Genomic DNA, 17,034 nt, shown 5'->3' on the forward strand with positions numbered 1-17,034 from the left:
CCACGGAGCCCGTCATGGCAGAACTGCAGGACGAACTGCACGCCACCGCCGAGGTGGGAGAGCTCGACCGGCCCGTCGCCTGGCCGGAGGCGGAGTCCCTGGACGCCGTGGAGACCGACCTGGGGACGGACCCGCTGGAGCAGGCCCACGCCTTCCTCGCCGGCCACCCCGTCGCCGACGGGTACAGCGGTCTGCCCTGGGCTCTGCGCCACCTGCCGTGGTTCGACCTGGAGCTGGGGGAGAGCGCCGTGGACACGGATGTGCCGCGGATGCGGGAAGGCCACGTGGGCTCGCTGTTCTGGTCGCTGCACCTGCCCGAGGGGCTCGCCGGGGATCGGGCCGTAGGCGCCACCCTGGAGCAGCTGGACCTGGTGAAGACGGTGGTCCATGCGCACCCCGAGGGCCTGCGCATGGCGCACAGTGCCGCCGAGATCACCGACGCCCAGTACTGCGGCCGCGTCGCCGTCCTGCTCGGCCCCGCCGGCGCCGACGCGCTCGGCGACTCTCTCGGCATCCTGCGCGCCCTGCACACGCTCGGCCTGCGCGTCCTCACACTGTCGGGTGCCTCCTGGGCGAGCGAGGCGGGCCTGACCCGGTTCGGCGAGGAGGTGCTCCGGGAGATGAACCGCCTCGGCGTGCTCGCCGACCTCTCCGGCACCTCGGAAGCCACGATCAGCCGTGCCCTCGCGGCCTCCAAGGCCCCGGTCCTGTTCACCCGCTCCGCGGCCTGGGCACTGCGTCCCCACCCGGCCAACCTCCCCGACCACGTCCTCGTCGAACTGGGCGCCGCCAAGGGCCTGTGCCTCGTCCCGCTCACGGCCGAGCAGGCCGGCCCGTCCGTACGGGACGTCGCCGACCACCTCGACCACGTCCGCGCCCTCGCCGGAGCGGAGTGCGTCGGCCTCTCGGGGACGTACGACTCCGGGGCTGCCCACCCGCAGGACCTGGCCGACGCGTCCTGCTACCCGTACCTGATCGCCGAGCTGTTCTCCCGGGGCTGGCCCGAGACCGATCTCGCACTGCTCACCTCGGGCAATGTCCAACGGGTGCTGCGCAGTGCGGACTTCACGGCCCGCGCCGCCCAGCAGCGCCGCGAGCCGTCGACTGCGAAGATCGCAGAGCTGGACGGATAGCCGATCGTCACCGGTGGTCCGTCACCGGTGGTCCGTCACGGGTGTTCGATCACGGGTGGTCCATGACAGGTGGTCGATCAGGGCTGGTCGATCAGGGGTGCTCGATCAGGCGTGCTCGATCCTGCAGAGGCAGAACGGATGCCCGGCCGGATCGGCGTACACCTGGAAGTCCTTCTTCTCCCGGTCCTCCAGGTCCAGCGGCCGGGCCCCCAGCGCCAGCACCTTCTCGTGGGACGCGTCGACCTCGGCCCAGGTGGACCCGGCGTCGAAGTCGATGTGGAACTGCTGCGAGTTCCGGTCGGCCCGCGGCCACTCCGGCGGGGTATGGCCGTCCGCCCGCTGGAAAGCCAGACGCGGCCCGTCCGGAATCCGGAGTACGACCCAGTCGTCGTCCTCGGCCCGGGGTGTGCCGCCGCCCACCCGGGCGTAGAAGTCGGCGAGCGCGCGCGGGTCGGGGCAGTCGATCACGACGGAACGAAAACGTGCCACAGGCGGCATGAGTCCTCCAGGGTCAGCAGGCGCAGAGACAGAACGGGTGCCCCGCCGGGTCGGCGTACACACGCCAGGAGCGCGACCGGTCGTCGGCGTCCAGAGGCGTCGCGCCGAGCGAGAGCACGCCCTGCTCCGCCGTGTCCAGGTCGTCGACGGTCAGGTCCAGATGGAACTGCTGCGATGCGGCGGGCGCCGGCCACTTCGGCGGTACGTGCCCCGGCGCCGCCTGGAAGGCCAGCGACCGCCCGCCGGGCACCTTCAGGTCCACCCAGTCCCCGTCGCCCTCGACGGTGCCGCCCAGCACCTCGGCGTAGAACCCGGCGAGCGCGCGGGGGTCGGGACAGTCCAGGACGACGACGCCCAGTTCGGCGAGAGCCATGACTTCCTCCTACTCCTAGTGACACTTGTTACCTGTAGACCACCTCAAGCGGTAACCAGGGTTACTGCATGCTCCCGCATTGGAGGTAACGTCGCAAGCATGAATGAGAGATCGCCCGCGCCCGGGGGACTGGCCCTCGTGGAGGCCCTGGTGAACACCGTGGACCTGGAGTCGGGCGCCGACACGATGGACACGGCCGAGGGACGCGCCGCGTTCGGTGTCGCGGAGAGGGACGTGGCCGACGTACGAGAGCTGCGCGAGTCCCTGCGGGCCGTGTGTCTGGCGCACGCCGGTCACGCCCCGCATCGCGAGGTGACTCCCCTGGGCGAGCTGCTCGCGCGGGCGCCGCTGTACGTGGCGGTCGACGAGCGGGACGGCTCGGCGGCCCTCGCCCCGGCCGACGCGGGCCCGCTGCTCTCCCGCGTCGCGGCGGCCGTGGCGGAGGCGCTCACGGCGGGCACCTGGCTCCGCCTCAAGGCCTGCGAACTGCCCGAGTGCCATTGGGTGTACTACGACCGCAGCCCGGCCGGCCGGGGTCGCTGGTGCTCGATGTCGGTGTGCGGCGCGCGCGCGAAGATGCGGCGGTACCGCGCCAAGGAGTCGTAGGGCAGCGGGAGTCGGGCGGTCACCGCTCGACGCACAGCGAAGTGGGGCAGAATGCAACTGGCGCCGGTCCGGCCGACTGAGCCTCGGCCGGACCGGCGTCGTCCGTGCGGTTTCGGCCGACTGAGCTCTGCTGTGTCGGTCAGCCCGGCGGCAGCCCGGGCGCCTCCGGCTCGGCTGGCGCGCGCAACTCGCCGATCACGGACCAGGCGACCGACACCATCGGGACGGCCACGACCGCGCCGATCACTCCGGCCAGGATGCCGCCGGCGATGACGGAGACGGCCACCACCACGGGGTGCAGCCGGACCGCCCAGCTCAGCACCAGCGGGTGCAGCACATGGCCTTCGAGCTGGCCGATGACGACGATCAGCGCGAGCACCACGAGCGCGACGACCGGCCCCCGCGAGGCCAGGGCGACCACCGTGGCCACGGCCAGCGCGATGGGCGAGCCCACCAGCGGGATGAAGGCGAGGAAGAACTCCAGCAGCGTCAGCGGCAGGGCCAGCGGCACCTGCAGCGCGAACAGCGCGATCCCGACCAGTGCGGCATTGGTGGCCGCCACGATGATGATGCCCCGCGTGTACCCGGCGAACGTGCGCCATGCCGCCCGTCCCGCGCGCGCCCACGGGTCCCGCGCGCCCTCCGGCAGCAACTCCTGGAACCAGTACCAGAACTTGTTCCCGGAATGAATGAAGAACAGGGAGCAGAACAGCGCGAGCACCGCCGTGGTGAGCACCTCCACCAACCGCCCGGCGCCGGTGAGCGCACTGCTGATCAGCAGCGAACGGTGCTCCGAAAGGTACTTGGCCAGCTTCCCCTGGAGATCCGACACCACCGCATGGCTCACGTGGAAGGGGGGGCCCTCCAGCCATCGCTCGATCCGCCCGATGCCCCCGGAGAACTCCTCTCCCAGCTTGCCCGATTCACCCGCCACCAGACTGCCGACCAACGTCAGCAGCCCCAGCACCACCACCAGGCTCCCCACGACGCTCACCGCGACCGCCGCGGCCCTCGGCAGCCATCGCGCCAGCACGTTGGCGAGCGGACGCAGCACCGAGGTCACCACCAGCGCGAGGAACAGCGCCACGGCGACTAGTTGCAGCCGCCCCAGAATCGTGAAGCCCGCGTACACGGCCGCCCCGAGCACCAGCAGCCGCCATGCGTACGCCGCGGCCACCCGGAGCCCGTGGCCCACGGCCGTCGCGACGCCTTCGCGGTCCCGGGCATGCCGCATCGCTGCCCCGGCCGTACGTGCCCGTGCCACCGCCCCCACCCCACGGGCGGGCCGGCTCCCCAGCACGATGAACCGCATCCGCCGTCCGCCGCGACCGGAGCCTGCATCCGCGCGGGGACCCGCGCCGGAACCCGCGACAGGACCCGCGCCGGAACCCGCGCCGGGCGAGTCCGGCCTTCGGCGCGAACGACGCGATCCGTCGCTCACCTGTGTGTCACCGCCTCCCGTCGGCGGGACCACGCTGCTACGCGTTCCCGAAGGGGCACCTTCGAACACAAGGGGCGTCAGGGACAGCGTGGGGCGGTACGAGGAGTCGGGCGAGCCGGGGACGCCCGGCCGTACGCCATCCGGCCCCCTGGAGTCGGCCGATCGGTGACGGGACGCCGATCGGCGACGGAGACGGAGACGGGGACGGTGGGAGCGCGGGGTTGCGGGACGGTCACCGGCCCGATGAGCCGCTGGGGCCGGTGACTGCGTAGTGGGGCCGGCGTCTGGTGAAGCCGGCGCCTACGCGGTGGGTCGCCCCATCGCCCGGTAGGTCCACCCGGCCCGGCGCCACGCTTCGGGGTCGAGGGCGTTGCGTCCGTCCAGGAGCACCCGGGACGAGGCCGCCTCGCCGAGCACCGCCGGGTCCAGTTCACGGAACTCGCGCCACTCCGTCAGGTGCAGTACGACGTCGGCGCCGCGCACGGCCTCGACGGCGGAGTCGGCGTACCCGAGCGTCGGGAACAGGCGCCGCGCGTTCGCCATGCCCTTCGGGTCGTAGACGGTGACCTGGCCGCCCTGGAGGTGGATCTGTCCGGCGACGTTCAGCGCCGGCGAGTCCCGTACGTCGTCCGAGTCCGGCTTGAAGGTCGCGCCGAGCACGGCGACCCGCTTGCCGAGGAAGGAACCGCCGCCGAGCGCCTCGCGCGCCATCTCCACCATCTGGCCGCGGCGCCGCATGTTGATGGAGTCGATCTCCCGCAGGAAGGTGAGCGCCTGGTCGGCACCGAGCTCACCGGCACGGGCCATGAACGCACGGATGTCCTTGGGCAGACACCCGCCACCGAACCCGATCCCGGCCCGCAGGAACTTCTTCCCGATCCGCTCGTCGTGCCCGATCGCCTCGGCCAGCTTGGCCACATCGCCGTCGGCTGCCTCGCAGACCTCGGCCATGGCATTGATGAAGGAGATCTTGGTGGCGAGGAAGGAGTTCGCGGAGGTCTTCACCAACTCGGCGGTCGGGAAGTCGGTCACCACGAAGGGCGAGCCCTCGGCGACCGGCGTCGTGTACACCTCGCGCAGCAGCTTCTCGGCGCGCTCGCTGCGCACGCCCACGACGATCCGGTCGGGGTGCAGCGTGTCGTTCACGGCGAAGCCCTCACGCAGGAACTCGGGGTTCCAGGCCAGCTCGGCGTCCTCGCCGGCGGGCGACAGCTCGACGAGCGTCCTGGCCAGCCGGTCCGCCGAGCCGACGGGCACGGTGGACTTGCCGACGACGAGGGCGGGCCCCTTCAGATGCGGCGCGAGCGACTCGAAGGCCGCATCGACGTACGACATGTCGCAGGCGTACTCGCCGTGCTTCTGCGGCGTATTCACGCAGACGAAGTGGACGTCGCCGAATTCCCCGACCTCGGCCCAGTCCATGGTGAACCGAAGCCGTCCGGTGGACCCCTCGATCCCCGCGACATGTCTGCTCAGCAGCTCCTCGAGCCCTGGCTCGTACATCGGAACCTCGCCCCGCTGGAGCATCTCGATCTTTTCGGGGACGACATCGAGCCCCAGCACCTCGAAACCGAGCTCGGCCATGGCGGCGGCGTGCGTGGCGCCGAGGTAGCCGGTGCCGATCACGGTGATCTTGAGGGCCATGGGGTGCTCCTGGGGTTTACGGCCGTGGGTGCGGTGCCCGAGCATAGTCGGGGCCTGCCGGGCCCCCTCAGGGGGCAGATCCCGCCGTGTCCTTCCCGTGCTTTTCCCGCTGTCGCCAAACTCACGTATCACTCGGGGTGGGGGGACCCCTAAAATTTGGGTTACTTAACGGTAGTTAGCGCCACCATCACAGCATCCTTGGAGCGTGAGAGACCTTGGCCGGATCGGCTGATTTCGACCTGTACCGCCCGTCCGAGGAGCACGACATGCTCCGGGACGCGATCCGCTCGCTGGCCGAGGCGAAAATCGCGCCGTACGCCGCTGAGGTGGACGAGGAAGCCCGTTTCCCCCAGGAGGCCCTGGACGCCCTGGTCTCCTCCGACCTGCACGCGGTGCACGTACCGGAGACGTACGGCGGCGCCGGCGCCGACGCGCTGGCCACGGTGATCGTGATCGAGGAGGTGGCGCGGGTCTGCGCGTCCTCCTCCCTGATCCCCGCGGTGAACAAGCTGGGTTCGCTCCCCGTGATCCTCTCGGGCTCCGAGGACCTGAAGAAGAAGTACATGACGCCCCTGGCCAAGGGCGACGGGATGTTCTCGTACTGCCTCTCCGAGCCGGACGCGGGCTCCGACGCGGCGGGCATGAAGACGAAGGCGGTCCGCGACGGCGACTCCTACGTCCTGAACGGCGTGAAGCGCTGGATCACGAACGCGGGCGTCTCCGATTACTACACCGTCATGGCCGTGACGGACCCGACGAAGCGTTCGAAGGGCATCTCGGCGTTCGTCGTCGAGAAGTCGGACGAGGGTGTCTCCTTCGGCGCCCCGGAGAAGAAGCTCGGCATCAAGGGCAGCCCGACGCGCGAGGTCTACCTGGACAACGTCCGCATCCCCGCGGACCGCATGATCGGCGAGGAGGGCACGGGCTTCGCCACCGCGATGAAGACCCTGGACCACACCCGCATCACGATCGCCGCCCAGGCCCTCGGCATCGCGCAGGGCGCCCTCGACTACGCCAAGGGCTACGTCCAGGAGCGCAAGCAGTTCGGCAAGCCGATCGCCGACTTCCAGGGCATCCAGTTCATGCTCGCCGACATGGCGATGAAGATCGAGGCGGCCCGCCAGCTGACGTACGCGGCGGCGGCCAAGTCCGAGCGCGGTGACGCCGACCTCACCTTCCAGGGCGCGGCGGCCAAGTGCTTCGCCTCGGACGTGGCCATGGAGGTCACGACGGACGCGGTCCAGCTCCTCGGCGGCTACGGCTACACCCGCGACTACCCGGTCGAGCGCATGATGCGCGACGCCAAGATCACCCAGATCTACGAGGGCACGAACCAGGTCCAGCGCATAGTGATGGCCCGCAACCTCCCGTAACTCACCACCCGGGCGGGGCACTTGAGGGGCACTCTCCGGAGTGCCCCTTTCCCTTGCACACCCCTGACGGCGGGATGACGACGCGGATCACCGGTCGCGGCGCCCGGCGTGGTCACACGCCGCCCAGCGCGCGCCGCAGGTCCTCCGGTTCGCGGAAGTGGATCGCTCGTATGCCGAGCGCGGTCGCCGCCTCCACGTTCTCCAGGGTGTCGTCCACGAACAGACACCGTTCGGCGGGGACGCCGGCCGCTTCGACGGCGATGCCGAAGATGCGCGGGTCGGGCTTGGCGATTCCGACCCGTGCGCTGCTGACGACGGCGTCGGCGAGGTCGGTCAGTCCCAACACCTCCAAGTCCGCCTCCAGTTGGACGGACGCGTTGGAGACGAGGATCAGGCGGATGTTCCGGGCGCGGGCCCCGCGCAACAGGGCCACGACCGTCTCGTCGGCGTGGAAGGGGGAGTCGACAAGAGCGTTGGCCAGCTCGAAGGCCGTGACCTCGGGTACGAGCCCGGTCAGGCCGCCCGCGACCGACTCCGCCCATTCGCTCGGCGTGATCCGGCCGACCAGCAGCGGCAGAACCGTCTCCGGCGCGAACGCCACCTTCATGACGGTGCCCTCGGCCAGTCCGGCGGCGCGTTCCAGCGCGGTCACGGGGGTCGGGTCGTAGATCCGGATCACGTTGTCGATGTCGCAGAGCACCGCGTCGAAGGGCGGTCTGCCGGATGCCGGCTGCGGGGAGAGCGTCATGGGGAACACCCTGACACCCGCCCGCACCGGGTCATCGGGCAGGGGCTCACCGATCGGAGTATCGGCGACACGGACCCCCGGAGGGATTCGGGTCCTTTTGTCGCCTCGGCGGCGAGGCAGAGGGAGCGGATTGCTCACCTCCGCTCGATGGCGCGGCGCGGCCGAGGGGCGTACCACGGAAGGACACGTACACGGGGCCCGTCCCGGGCCCCACCACCCCGAGGAGGAGCCATGACCCAGGCCGGAACCATGACCGCGATGAGCAAGGAGATGCAGGACTGCGTCGAGGCGTGCATGTCGTGCCACACCATGTGCGAGGAGACCATGAGCTCGTGCATGCACATGGGCGGCCAGGCTCAGATGCAGATCATGCGCACGCTCATGGACTGCGCCGAGGTGACCCGCATGTGCGCTGACATGATGATGCGCAGGTCACCCATGTCGGCCGAGATGTGCGCTCTGTGCGCCAAGGCGTGCGACATGTGCGCCGAGGCGTGCATGTCCATGCCGGACGACCCCCAGATGATGCGCTGCGCCGAGTCCTGTCGCCGCTGTGCGGACATGTGTCGCACGATGGCGGCCGCAAGGATGTGACTCTGCCCGACCCGGCCGACCCCGTCGAGCGGTCAGCACGACAACAGCCCCCGGAAGAGTTCCGGGGGCTGTTGTCGTGTTCCAGGAGGCGACAGGCGTCAGTTGCCGCTCACCGTCACCGTCTCGTCGTTCTTCAGCTCGTCCACCAGCGTCTTGACCTTCGCCTTGTCCCAGACGAGGTTGCCGCCCGATGAACCGGAGATCGGCATGTTCATGGACTTGCCGTCGCCGCCGGTGACGCCCTTCATCGCCCAGAACATCTGGGCAAGGTCCCACAGGCTCATGTCCTTGTCGACGACGAGACTGTCGAGGCCCGCGCCCATGGTCGGGTAGAACTTGAAGGGGTTCAGGACGGTCGAGGGGGTCGCGACCTGGTGAGCCAGCGCCGACAGGAACTTCTGCTGGTTCTTGGTGCGCTGGAGGTCCGAGGCCGCGAAGGCGTGCCGCGTGCGGACGAACGCGAGGGCCTGCTCGCCGTTGAGGGTCTGCTTGCCCTTCTTGAAGTCCGCGCCGGAGTACTTGTCCTTGAAGCCCTGGTCGAGGGTCATCTCGACCCCGCCGACCGAGTCGACGATCTTCGCGAAGCCCCCGAAACCTATCTCCACGTAGTGGTCGATGTGGAGGCCGGTGTTGTACTCGATGGTGCGCACGAGAAGCGTTGGGCCGTCGAACGCGTAGGCCGCGTTCAGCTTGTTCGTGCCCAGAGGGCCCTTGATCTTGCCGGACTCGGACCCGCGGAACGTGGGAATGGTGACGTTCGAGTCACGCGGCAGTGATATCAGCGTGGGGCCGTTGTCCCCGGTGTGCAGGATCATCATCGAGTCCGTGCGCTTGCCCTCGGCGGACCCGGTGTGCAGCTTCTTCTTCTCCTCGGCGGACATGCCGGCGCGGCTGTCGGAACCGACGATCAGGTAGTTCGTGCCTTCGCCCGTCTCGGGGCGGTCGATGACCTTGGAGAGATCCACGTCACGGTGGAGCTTGGAGTCGGCCCAGAAGTACGTGCCGACGGAGACCACGACCAGCAGTGTGACCAGGGTTATCGCGGTCCACTTGATCCGGCGGCGCCAGTTCGGGCGCGGACGGTAGCCCTGGTAGTCCGGGTCCGGGTCGTTGTCGTTCGGTACGAAGCCGTCCCGGCCGCCACCGCCGTAGACCTGGCCGGTGTTGTACCCGCTGTCGTAGTCCTGGCCCGGGCCGTAGCCGTCGTCGTACCCCCGACCGTCGTCGTACGTCGGCTGCCGGGGCACCCCGCGGTACGGCGGCGCGCCCGGGCCGGGCGTCGTCGGCCCGCGCCGCACCTGCCGCATCACGCGGGCACTCTCAGGCTGTGCGCCTGCGCTGCCGCGTCCGTAGCGGTTGCCGCCGTTGTTGCGGTTGTCGTCGGACCACGCGTCGGGCCAATCGTTCATGCGGACCAGTGTGCAGGGCCCCACCGTGTGTCTTACAAGAGAGTCGGGAGATCTGGGTCACGCCTGTTGCAGAGCTGATGCAAAGCGGGCCTTGCGCGGCCCGGCATATGGTGGACGCCATGACAGACCAGGCCCCCAACCCGGAATCCGATATTCCGGGCAAGCCGACCTCCGCGTCCCGGACCACCCTCAGCCACATCATGACCCACAACGACACCAACCTTCTGGGAACGGTGCACGGTGGAGTGATCATGAAGCTCGTCGACGACGCGGCGGGCGCGGTGGCCGGGCGCCACTCCGGCGGGCCCGCCGTCACCGCCTCGATGGACGAGATGGTCTTCCTGGAACCCGTCCGCGTAGGCGACCTCGTCCATGTGAAGTCTCAGGTCAACTGGACCGGACGTACCTCCATGGAAGTCGGCGTCCGCGTCCTCGCCGAGCGTTGGAACGAGTCCACACCACCCCAGCAGGTCGGCTCGGCCTATCTCGTCTTCGCCGCCGTCGACGCCGACGGCAAGCCCCGTCGCGTCCCGCCGGTCATACCGGAGACCGAGCGTGACAAGCGCCGCTACCAGGAGGCCCAGATCCGCCGCACCCACCGGCTGGCCCGCCGCCGCGCGATCATGGACCTGCGCGAGAAGCGCGCGGCGGAAGGTCTCGACGACTGACCATTCGGAGCGCTCGGGGCCAAGGCTTGGTGCCCTACGGACACACCACCTGGTCCCCCGTCACCGCCCCGAACTCCCCCTGATGCGGATCCTCCACCCGCACTCGCTCGACCTGCTTGAAGTCCGCCCCGGCGGTCACCTTCAGCAGCGGGCCCCGGCCCTTGGCCTCGCGCAGCTCCGCGCCGGGCAGCGCGGCCGCGAGGGACTTCGCCGAGCGGTCCCAGCGGGGGTCGTACGAGATGACGGTGCGCCGGACGGTCGTGGCCGGCGCACTGGTGGGTTGGCGCGTCGTACGGAATCCGGCAGCGGCCAGTGCACCGTCGATGCGCTTGCCGAGGCCTGCCGTGCCCGTCCCGTTCTCGACCTGGACCTTGATCTGCTGCGGGGCCACGTCGACGCTCACGGACCTGGGCCGCGCCTTGTGTACCGCGTGTACCGCGATCGGCTTGTCGTCGCGCAGGGCCTGGAAGAGCTTCGCCGACTTGGCAGGGTCCCACTTCAGCGTCGAACCGATGCCCTTCACGACGTATCCCATCTGCCCGATCGGCACGGTCGCGAACTCGGACGAGGAGGGTGAGAAGTTCCGCATGGCCCGCCCCAGGTCCAGCAGCTCGTCCGTGCCGAACCCCTGGTCCGCGCGGACCGAGCCGAGCACGGCCCGGGTCACGTCGCGGAACTTCAGCGGGTTCATCAGCACCCCGGACGAGGTGGCCCGCTCGACCAGTGCCGCCAGGAAGCGCTGCTGGCGCTGCATCCGGCCGAGGTCGGAGGCCCCGTCGACGTGCCGGGCACGTACGTACTGGAGCGCCTGCCCACCGCCCAGCAGGTGCGAGCCCGCCGCCAGATCGAGACCGCTGTACGAGTCCTTCAGGGGCGTTGTGGTGCAGATCTCCACGCCGCCGAGCACGTCCACCGTCTTCATGAAGCTGGTGAAGTCGACCTCCAGATAGTGGTCGATCTTGACGTGGGTCATGTTCTCGACGGTGCGCACGGTCAGGTTCGGGCCGCCCTCCGCGTATGCCGCGTTGAGCTTGATCGGGTGGGCGCCGTGCCGCGTGCCGGTGGTCTCGTCGGTGTGCGCGGGCGTCTCCGCGTACGAGTCGCGCGGCAGGCTGACGATGCTGGCCCGTTCCCGGTTCTCCGAGATGTGCACGATCATGATCGTGTCGGTGCAGTGGCAGGGCGCGCCACCCAGCCGGAACTTCTGCCGCTCCGCCTCCGTGATCTTGTCCCGGCCGTCGGTGCCGACCAGCAGTACGTTCATGCCGTGGCCGGCCTCGGGACGGTTCTTCATGTCCTTGAAGGGGTCGACCCGGGCGATGTCCGCGTCCAGGCTGGTGACGACCGCGTGCCCGATGCCCGCCGAGGCGAGGACCACCACGGAGATGGTCGTCACCATCCGCATGGCCCAGCGCGGCTTCTTGCGCCGTACCGGCGGCCGTACGGGGGGCCGCCGCGAGCGGGACGGCTGCGGGTGGCGCTGAGGGCGCGCCGGGGAGCGGGGCGGGCTGGGCAAGGGGACACCTCCGCGTAGGCCGGGCGTGGGGATCCGTGAGCACCGTAGGCCGATACGATCTGCGGCCCGAGCCGTAGGCCGGGCGGCGCGCGCCCGTGTCCCCCATTCGCGGTAACGTGACGTCCGATGAGCGAGAAGTCTGACGTGCAGCCCCCCGCCGTTTCTGTGATCATGCCCGTCCTCGACGAGGAGCGGCATCTGCGCGGGGCCGTCCAAGCGATCCTGGCGCAGCAGTACGACGGCGAGATGGAGGTCGTGATCGCCATCGGTCCCTCCACGGACCGTACGGACGAGATCGCCGCCGAGCTCGTCCGCGAAGACCCGCGCGTGCACACCGTCCCGAACCCGACAGGCCGCACCCCCGCCGCGCTGAACGCCGCGATCAAGGCGTCCCGGCACCCCGTCGTCGTACGCGTCGACGGGCACGGCATGCTGTCGCCGAACTACATCGCGACCGCCGTACGCCTCCTGGAGGAGACCGGCGCGCAGAACGTCGGCGGCATCATGCACGCCGAGGGCGAGAACGACTGGGAGCACGCGGTCGCGGCCGCCATGACCTCGAAGATCGGGGTCGGGAACGCCGCGTTCCACACGGGCGGCGAGGCCGGGCCCGCCGAGACCGTCTACCTCGGTGTCTTCCGGCGCGAAGCACTGGAGCGGCAGGGCGGCTACAACGAGGAGTTCATCCGCGCCCAGGACTGGGAGCTGAACTTCCGGATCCGGGAGGCCGGCGGGCTCATCTGGTTCTCGCCCGAGCTGCGGGTGTCGTACCGGCCGCGGCCCTCCGTCAAGGCGCTCGCCAAGCAGTACAAGAACTACGGGCGCTGGCGGCACGTCGTCGCCCGCTACCACGAGGGCTCCATCAACCTGCGCTACCTCGCACCCCCGACCGCGGTCTGCGCGATCGCGGCGGGCGTGGTCGTGGGCGCGGCGCTGACGCCCTGGGGATTCCTGATCCCCGGCGGCTACCTCGCGGCCATCGCACTCGGCTCACTGCCCGCCGGCAAGGGGCTGCCGCTGAAGGCGCGCCTCCAGATCCCCGTCGCCCTCGCCACGATGCACATGTCGTGGGGCTTCGGCTTCCTCACCAGCCCGAAGGCGCTGGCCAAGAAGGTCATCGCGTCCCGGCGTCCCGCGGTGCTCAGCGCCGACTGAGCCTCCACGCACATGAGTGGGGCCCCTCTCGACTTCGAGAGGGGCCCCACTCGTCCGACAGGGACTCGTCCGGACGGACTACCAGGTGTAGTCCGGGTCCACGTGCATGCACGCCGAGGTGTCCGAGCCGTTGAGGGCGTCCGCCGACTCCGGCGTCTTGTCGTCCTTCGCGGGCGCCTTGTACGTCGTTCCCTGACGCCAGTCGGCGCCGACGACCAGCGTGACCCCGGAGACGTCCGTCGACTTCTCCACCGCACTCGTCGGAATCCCGAGGGCCTTGGCGACCCGCTGGGCGTCGCCCTCCAGATCGGCGCTGGGGTAGCGGATCACCGTCGTGGCCTCGGTGGTCGCCGTCGTCTGATCGGCCGTCGTCCGGGTGAAGCCCTTGCCGACCAGCAGCTGGGTCACCTCGCTCGCGCGCCCGCCGACCGGGGCCAGCGTGGATGTCCGTGTGCCGTTCTGCACGATCACGCCGATCTTGTCGTCGGCGGCGGCCGGATCGGACGACGTCTTCTCCGCGGTGGTCTTCTTCTTGTCCTTGCCGTCCAGCGCGATGTCCTCGCGGACCAGCCGGAAGAGCTTCGCCGCGTCACCGGGCTTGGGCACCACCCGGCCGCTGCTGGTGGACGAGTACTGCCACGGCATCGTCGTCATGGTGATCCGCTTGCTCGGGACCTTCTTCAGCTCGTTGCTCAGGTCGTACAGCTTCGTCACCGACCCGAGGCCGTCGTCGACGGTCAGCGCGCTGGTGGCCGTCTCGGCGAGCTTGCGCAGCTTGTTGGGGCTGCTGAGCGTGGCGTTCTCCCGCAACTGGCGGACCATCGAGTTCATGTACTGGTGCTGGGCCTTGGTCCGGGCGATGTCGGTGTCGTCCTCGAAGCCGTACCGCGTCCGCAGCCACTGCAGGGCCTGCTTGCCCTTGATGGACGTCGTGCCCTCCTCGAGCTTCAGCCCGGAGCCGTGGCCGGAGGAGGTGTGCGAGTAGATGTTGGCGTCCACGCAGACCGGGACGCCGCCGATGGCGTCCGCCATGGACACCACGCCCGCGAAGTCGACCATGATGAAGTGGTCGATGTGGATGTCGGTGAGCTTCTCCCAGGTGGCGACCGTGCAGCCGGGGCCGCCGCGGCCCAGCGAGTCGTTGGTGATCGTGAGCGAGGTGCTCGCCGCGTACGTCTTCCCCGTGTCCGGGTCCGTGCACTTGGGTATCTGCAGCAGCGTGTCGCGCGGCATGCTGACCACCGACATGTTGCTGCGGTCCGCCGAGACGTGCAGCAGCATCTGGACGTCCGCGCGGGGCGCGGTGTTGAACGTGTCCTTGGCGCCGCCGAGTTTCTGGTTCTCCTCGGAGTCGCGGGCGTCCGAACCGATCAGCAGGATGTTCAGCGGGGTCTGACCCGCCGCGTTCGGCTTGGACTCGGCGGCGCGGTCCTTCTCGTCGCCGATGTTCAGGTCCTTCTTTTTGAGGTTGCCGTTCAGGTGCTGGTAGTAGAGATAACCGGCACCGGCGGTGCCGAGTATCAGGACCGCCAGGACCGTCGCCGACCAGCGCAGTATGCGGCGTCTGCGACGCGGGCGCCCCCCGCCCCCGTGCCGGCGCCCACCGCCGCCGCCGTGCCGGCCCTGGCCCTGCGGCTTGATCGGCATCGTGTCGTCGGCCGTACGCACGCCGTCGCCGGCCGTACGAACGGAACCGTCGTCGATCCGGTGAACAGGATCGCCGTTCTCGTCGTACAGACTGTTGTCCCAGCCCGGTTCACCGGCTCCACCGGCATCGCCGGCCCGCCGGACGCGTGGTCGTGCTCCCTCCCCACGCACACTGCTTTGCGTCATCTCCCTGCCCCTCCCCACCCTGCGCCTGACAAACGGGTCCGTCGCGCGTCCGAACCGGACGCTTCGCGCGTCCGAACCGCACGCACCTCACGCCCTGTTAGACGTCTGACGGACCCGTTAGGTCATCAGCTGGCGCACACCGTCTTGTCCGCCGTGGACTTGTCGACGTCCGGCGCCTTCGTCGGAGTGCTCATCGGCACCCCGGCGCCCTTGAAGTCCTTGCCCAGGGTCAGCACGATCGCGGGCAGACCCTGTGAGTTCTTCTCGCTCGTGCCAGGCTTCATCGCGGAAGCGGACAGCCCCATGAGGTCCGCCAGTTTGCGTGCCTGATCGGCCTGGTCGGGAGAGTACTCCAGGGTCGTCTTGCTGAGTGTTTCGTCAGCGTTTCCGAGCTGGCTGGATTTGAGCACGCCCTCATCATTCTGCAGCCAGTTAAGAGTTTCCTGTGCGGAGCCGGCGGCGGCGCCGCCGTTGTAGATGTCGACGCGGATCTCGGAGGCGGCGGAACGCGAGCCCTTGAGCCGGGCGGCCACCGCGGCCTTCTCCTTCTTCTCCTTCTGCTTCACCGCGGTGAAGGAGACGTCGTTCTTGATCGCGTCGAAGACCGCCTGGGACGTCGTCGGGTTGACGACGACCGTCGCGTGGACCTTCTCGGCGGGGTTGTCGATGACCGGCACCGTGGTGAAGGTGATGTTCTTCGGCGGCACCTTCTTCAGCTCCAGGGCGATGTCCTTGAGCGTGCTGACGTTGCCGATGCCGGTGTCCACGGTCAGCGCCTTGGTGGCGGCCTCGGCCAGCTTGATCAGCTTCCTGGGGCTGGTGAGGGTGTCGCTGGAGCTCATCTTGCGCATCAGGGAGCCCATGAACTGCTGCTGCACCTTGATGCGGTCCAGGTCGCCCTGGTTGCCGAAGCTGTGCCGGGTGCGCACGAAGGCCAGCGCCTGCTCGCCCTCGATCGTGTGCTTGCCCTTCGAGAGCTTGAGGTGCGAGTCGGGGTCGTTGACGTCCTTGGCGAGACAGACATTGACTCCGCCCACCGCGCTGGTCAGTGTCTTCACCGCGTTGAAGTCGGCCATCATGAAGTGGTCGACCGTGATGCCGGTGACGGCCTTGACCGTGTCCATCGTGCAGCCCGGGTTGCGCCCGGCCTGGCCGAGGCTGGTGTTGAAACGGACGTTCTCCGTGCCCTTGATGGTGTCGTAGGTGCCGTCGGACCGCTTCGTCCCTTTGCAGTTCGGGACGTTCACGATCAGGTCGCGCGGAATGCTCATCGCGGTCGCGTTCGTCCGGTCCTTGGAGACGTGCAGCAGGATGTTGGTGTCGGCGTGCCCGACGCTGTTCTTGTCGCCGTAGCCCTCGTTGCCCTTACCGGTGCGCTTGTCCGTACCGATGATCAGGATGTTGAAGGCATCGTCCTTGCTGAAGCCGTTCTTGCCCGAGCTGCCGATGTCCGTCGTATTGACGTTGCCCTCGAGGTGCTTGAGGTAGGCGTACCCGGCGGCCGAGACGGCCACCAGCAGGAAGGCCATGGTGCCGCCGGTCCACAGCAGTATCTTCTTCGCCTTCGACTTCTTCGGCTTCGTACGCCCCCGCCGCCGCCCGGGAACGGGCTCCGGCGGTTCCGGGCGGCGCCGGCGCGGTCCCGGCACACCGGTGGTGCCGGGTGCCTCACGGTCCCGGCCCGGCGCGGTGCGGGCACGCGCTCCCGCGGAAGCACCGGAGCCTCTTCGCGGCCTGGGCACCCCCGACTGCGGTGCGGAAGGGGTCAGTCGCAGTTCGTATTCGCCGGTGTTCGGGTTGAGCACCCACTGGTCTGCGGGGTCGATGTTGTCCGCCCGCCCACGGCCTTGCGCGTCCACGGTTGTCTGAATCCTCCGTCGGGGCCACGCGGCGCCTTTCCCCCTCAAAAGGCGCTCGGGTCTCGGTCAAGCAGTGCGCGACCCCCAGGACGGACCTCGTGGCCGGGTGCACCGGATCGCTCACACTATCCGCCCAGTTCAGCGTCGAGCGACGGCCGTGACAAATTCAACGTCCCTACAACTG

15 protein-coding genes are annotated in these 17,034 nt (G+C 69.5%); 6 read left to right on the top strand and 9 right to left on the bottom strand.

The window, feature by feature from the left end; translation table 11 throughout:
* Nucleotides 1-14 precede the first annotated feature (14 nt).
* Nucleotides 15-1,133, top strand: a complete 1,119-nt coding sequence (locus IEY95_RS45095; RefSeq protein WP_189192116.1) for a dipeptidase — start codon at nt 15-17, stop codon at nt 1,131-1,133.
* A 105-nt stretch (nt 1,134-1,238) separates the two neighbouring features.
* Here IEY95_RS45095 and IEY95_RS45100 read toward each other — a convergent pair whose 3' ends face one another.
* Both IEY95_RS45100 and IEY95_RS45105 read right to left on the bottom strand, forming a co-directional pair.
* Entirely contained in the window at nt 1,239-1,631 is a 393-nt protein-coding gene (locus tag IEY95_RS45100) for a VOC family protein (protein ID WP_189192117.1), read from the bottom strand.
* 13 nt (nt 1,632-1,644) lie between these two features.
* On the bottom strand, nt 1,645-2,004 hold the full coding sequence (locus tag IEY95_RS45105) for a VOC family protein (protein WP_189192118.1): 360 nt from the start codon (nt 2,002-2,004) through the stop codon (nt 1,645-1,647).
* A gap of 99 nt (nt 2,005-2,103) precedes the next feature.
* Here IEY95_RS45105 and IEY95_RS45110 point away from each other — a divergent pair, with 99 nt between their 5' ends.
* Nucleotides 2,104-2,610: a CGNR zinc finger domain-containing protein gene (locus tag IEY95_RS45110; RefSeq protein ID WP_189192119.1), complete on the top strand. Its 507-nt coding sequence runs from the start codon at nt 2,104-2,106 to the stop codon at nt 2,608-2,610.
* Nucleotides 2,611-2,749: 139 nt separating this feature from the next.
* On the opposite strand, the gene IEY95_RS45115 is transcribed toward IEY95_RS45110, so the two are convergent.
* The gene (locus tag IEY95_RS45115) at nt 2,750-3,874 is read right to left on the bottom strand and encodes an AI-2E family transporter (protein WP_229703801.1); all 1,125 of its coding nucleotides are present in this window, start codon (nt 3,872-3,874) and stop codon (nt 2,750-2,752) included.
* A gap of 477 nt (nt 3,875-4,351) precedes the next feature.
* Nucleotides 4,352-5,695: a UDP-glucose dehydrogenase family protein gene (locus IEY95_RS45120; protein WP_189192121.1), complete on the bottom strand. Its 1,344-nt coding sequence runs from the start codon at nt 5,693-5,695 to the stop codon at nt 4,352-4,354.
* 215 nt (nt 5,696-5,910) lie between these two features.
* On the opposite strand from IEY95_RS45120, the gene IEY95_RS45125 reads away from it, so the two are divergent.
* Complete coding sequence (locus IEY95_RS45125) at nt 5,911-7,068, top strand: acyl-CoA dehydrogenase (RefSeq protein ID WP_268240555.1); 1,158 nt, start codon at nt 5,911-5,913, stop codon at nt 7,066-7,068.
* Between the two features lie 112 nt (nt 7,069-7,180).
* On the opposite strand, the gene IEY95_RS45130 is transcribed toward IEY95_RS45125, so the two are convergent.
* Complete coding sequence (locus IEY95_RS45130) at nt 7,181-7,816, bottom strand: HAD family hydrolase (RefSeq protein WP_189192123.1); 636 nt, start codon at nt 7,814-7,816, stop codon at nt 7,181-7,183.
* Nucleotides 7,817-8,047: 231 nt separating this feature from the next.
* On the opposite strand from IEY95_RS45130, the gene IEY95_RS45135 reads away from it, so the two are divergent.
* Nucleotides 8,048-8,410: a four-helix bundle copper-binding protein gene (locus tag IEY95_RS45135; RefSeq protein WP_189192124.1), complete on the top strand. Its 363-nt coding sequence runs from the start codon at nt 8,048-8,050 to the stop codon at nt 8,408-8,410.
* Between the two features lie 98 nt (nt 8,411-8,508).
* Here IEY95_RS45135 and IEY95_RS45140 read toward each other — a convergent pair whose 3' ends face one another.
* Nucleotides 8,509-9,819: an LCP family protein gene (locus IEY95_RS45140; RefSeq protein WP_189192125.1), complete on the bottom strand. Its 1,311-nt coding sequence runs from the start codon at nt 9,817-9,819 to the stop codon at nt 8,509-8,511.
* A 119-nt stretch (nt 9,820-9,938) separates the two neighbouring features.
* Here IEY95_RS45140 and IEY95_RS45145 point away from each other — a divergent pair, with 119 nt between their 5' ends.
* Entirely contained in the window at nt 9,939-10,487 is a 549-nt protein-coding gene (locus IEY95_RS45145; RefSeq protein WP_189192126.1) for an acyl-CoA thioesterase, read from the top strand.
* Nucleotides 10,488-10,521: 34 nt separating this feature from the next.
* On the opposite strand, the gene IEY95_RS45150 is transcribed toward IEY95_RS45145, so the two are convergent.
* On the bottom strand, nt 10,522-12,003 hold the full coding sequence (locus IEY95_RS45150) for an LCP family protein (RefSeq protein ID WP_229703802.1): 1,482 nt from the start codon (nt 12,001-12,003) through the stop codon (nt 10,522-10,524).
* Nucleotides 12,004-12,129: 126 nt separating this feature from the next.
* On the opposite strand from IEY95_RS45150, the gene IEY95_RS45155 reads away from it, so the two are divergent.
* Entirely contained in the window at nt 12,130-13,158 is a 1,029-nt protein-coding gene (locus IEY95_RS45155; protein ID WP_189192127.1) for a glycosyltransferase family 2 protein, read from the top strand.
* 78 nt (nt 13,159-13,236) lie between these two features.
* Here the strand turns inward: IEY95_RS45155 and IEY95_RS45160 are convergent, their stop codons facing one another.
* The gene (locus IEY95_RS45160; RefSeq protein WP_189192128.1) at nt 13,237-14,991 is read right to left on the bottom strand and encodes an LCP family protein; all 1,755 of its coding nucleotides are present in this window, start codon (nt 14,989-14,991) and stop codon (nt 13,237-13,239) included.
* A gap of 125 nt (nt 14,992-15,116) precedes the next feature.
* The gene (locus IEY95_RS45165; protein ID WP_189192129.1) at nt 15,117-16,850 is read right to left on the bottom strand and encodes an LCP family protein; all 1,734 of its coding nucleotides are present in this window, start codon (nt 16,848-16,850) and stop codon (nt 15,117-15,119) included.
* Nucleotides 16,851-17,034 lie beyond the last annotated feature (184 nt).

This window comes from Streptomyces albiflavescens (assembly GCF_014645835.1).
Taxonomy (GTDB): Bacteria; Actinomycetota; Actinomycetes; order Streptomycetales; family Streptomycetaceae; genus Streptomyces; species Streptomyces albiflavescens.

Bases quoted from the DNA above. Each gene is read 5' to 3' on its own strand.
- IEY95_RS45095 (WP_189192116.1), top strand. From the start codon at position 15: ATGGCAGAACTGCAGGACGAACTGCACGCCACCGCCGAGGTGGGAGAG.
- IEY95_RS45100 (WP_189192117.1), bottom strand. From the start codon at position 1,631: ATGCCGCCTGTGGCACGTTTTCGTTCCGTCGTGATCGACTGCCCCGAC.
- IEY95_RS45105 (WP_189192118.1), bottom strand. From the start codon at position 2,004: ATGGCTCTCGCCGAACTGGGCGTCGTCGTCCTGGACTGTCCCGACCCC.
- IEY95_RS45110 (WP_189192119.1), top strand. From the start codon at position 2,104: ATGAATGAGAGATCGCCCGCGCCCGGGGGACTGGCCCTCGTGGAGGCC.
- IEY95_RS45120 (WP_189192121.1), bottom strand. From the start codon at position 5,695: ATGGCCCTCAAGATCACCGTGATCGGCACCGGCTACCTCGGCGCCACG.
- IEY95_RS45130 (WP_189192123.1), bottom strand. From the start codon at position 7,816: ATGACGCTCTCCCCGCAGCCGGCATCCGGCAGACCGCCCTTCGACGCG.
- IEY95_RS45135 (WP_189192124.1), top strand. From the start codon at position 8,048: ATGACCCAGGCCGGAACCATGACCGCGATGAGCAAGGAGATGCAGGAC.
- IEY95_RS45140 (WP_189192125.1), bottom strand. From the start codon at position 9,819: ATGAACGATTGGCCCGACGCGTGGTCCGACGACAACCGCAACAACGGC.
- IEY95_RS45145 (WP_189192126.1), top strand. From the start codon at position 9,939: ATGACAGACCAGGCCCCCAACCCGGAATCCGATATTCCGGGCAAGCCG.
- IEY95_RS45155 (WP_189192127.1), top strand. From the start codon at position 12,130: ATGAGCGAGAAGTCTGACGTGCAGCCCCCCGCCGTTTCTGTGATCATG.
- IEY95_RS45160 (WP_189192128.1), bottom strand. From the start codon at position 14,991: ATGACGCAAAGCAGTGTGCGTGGGGAGGGAGCACGACCACGCGTCCGG.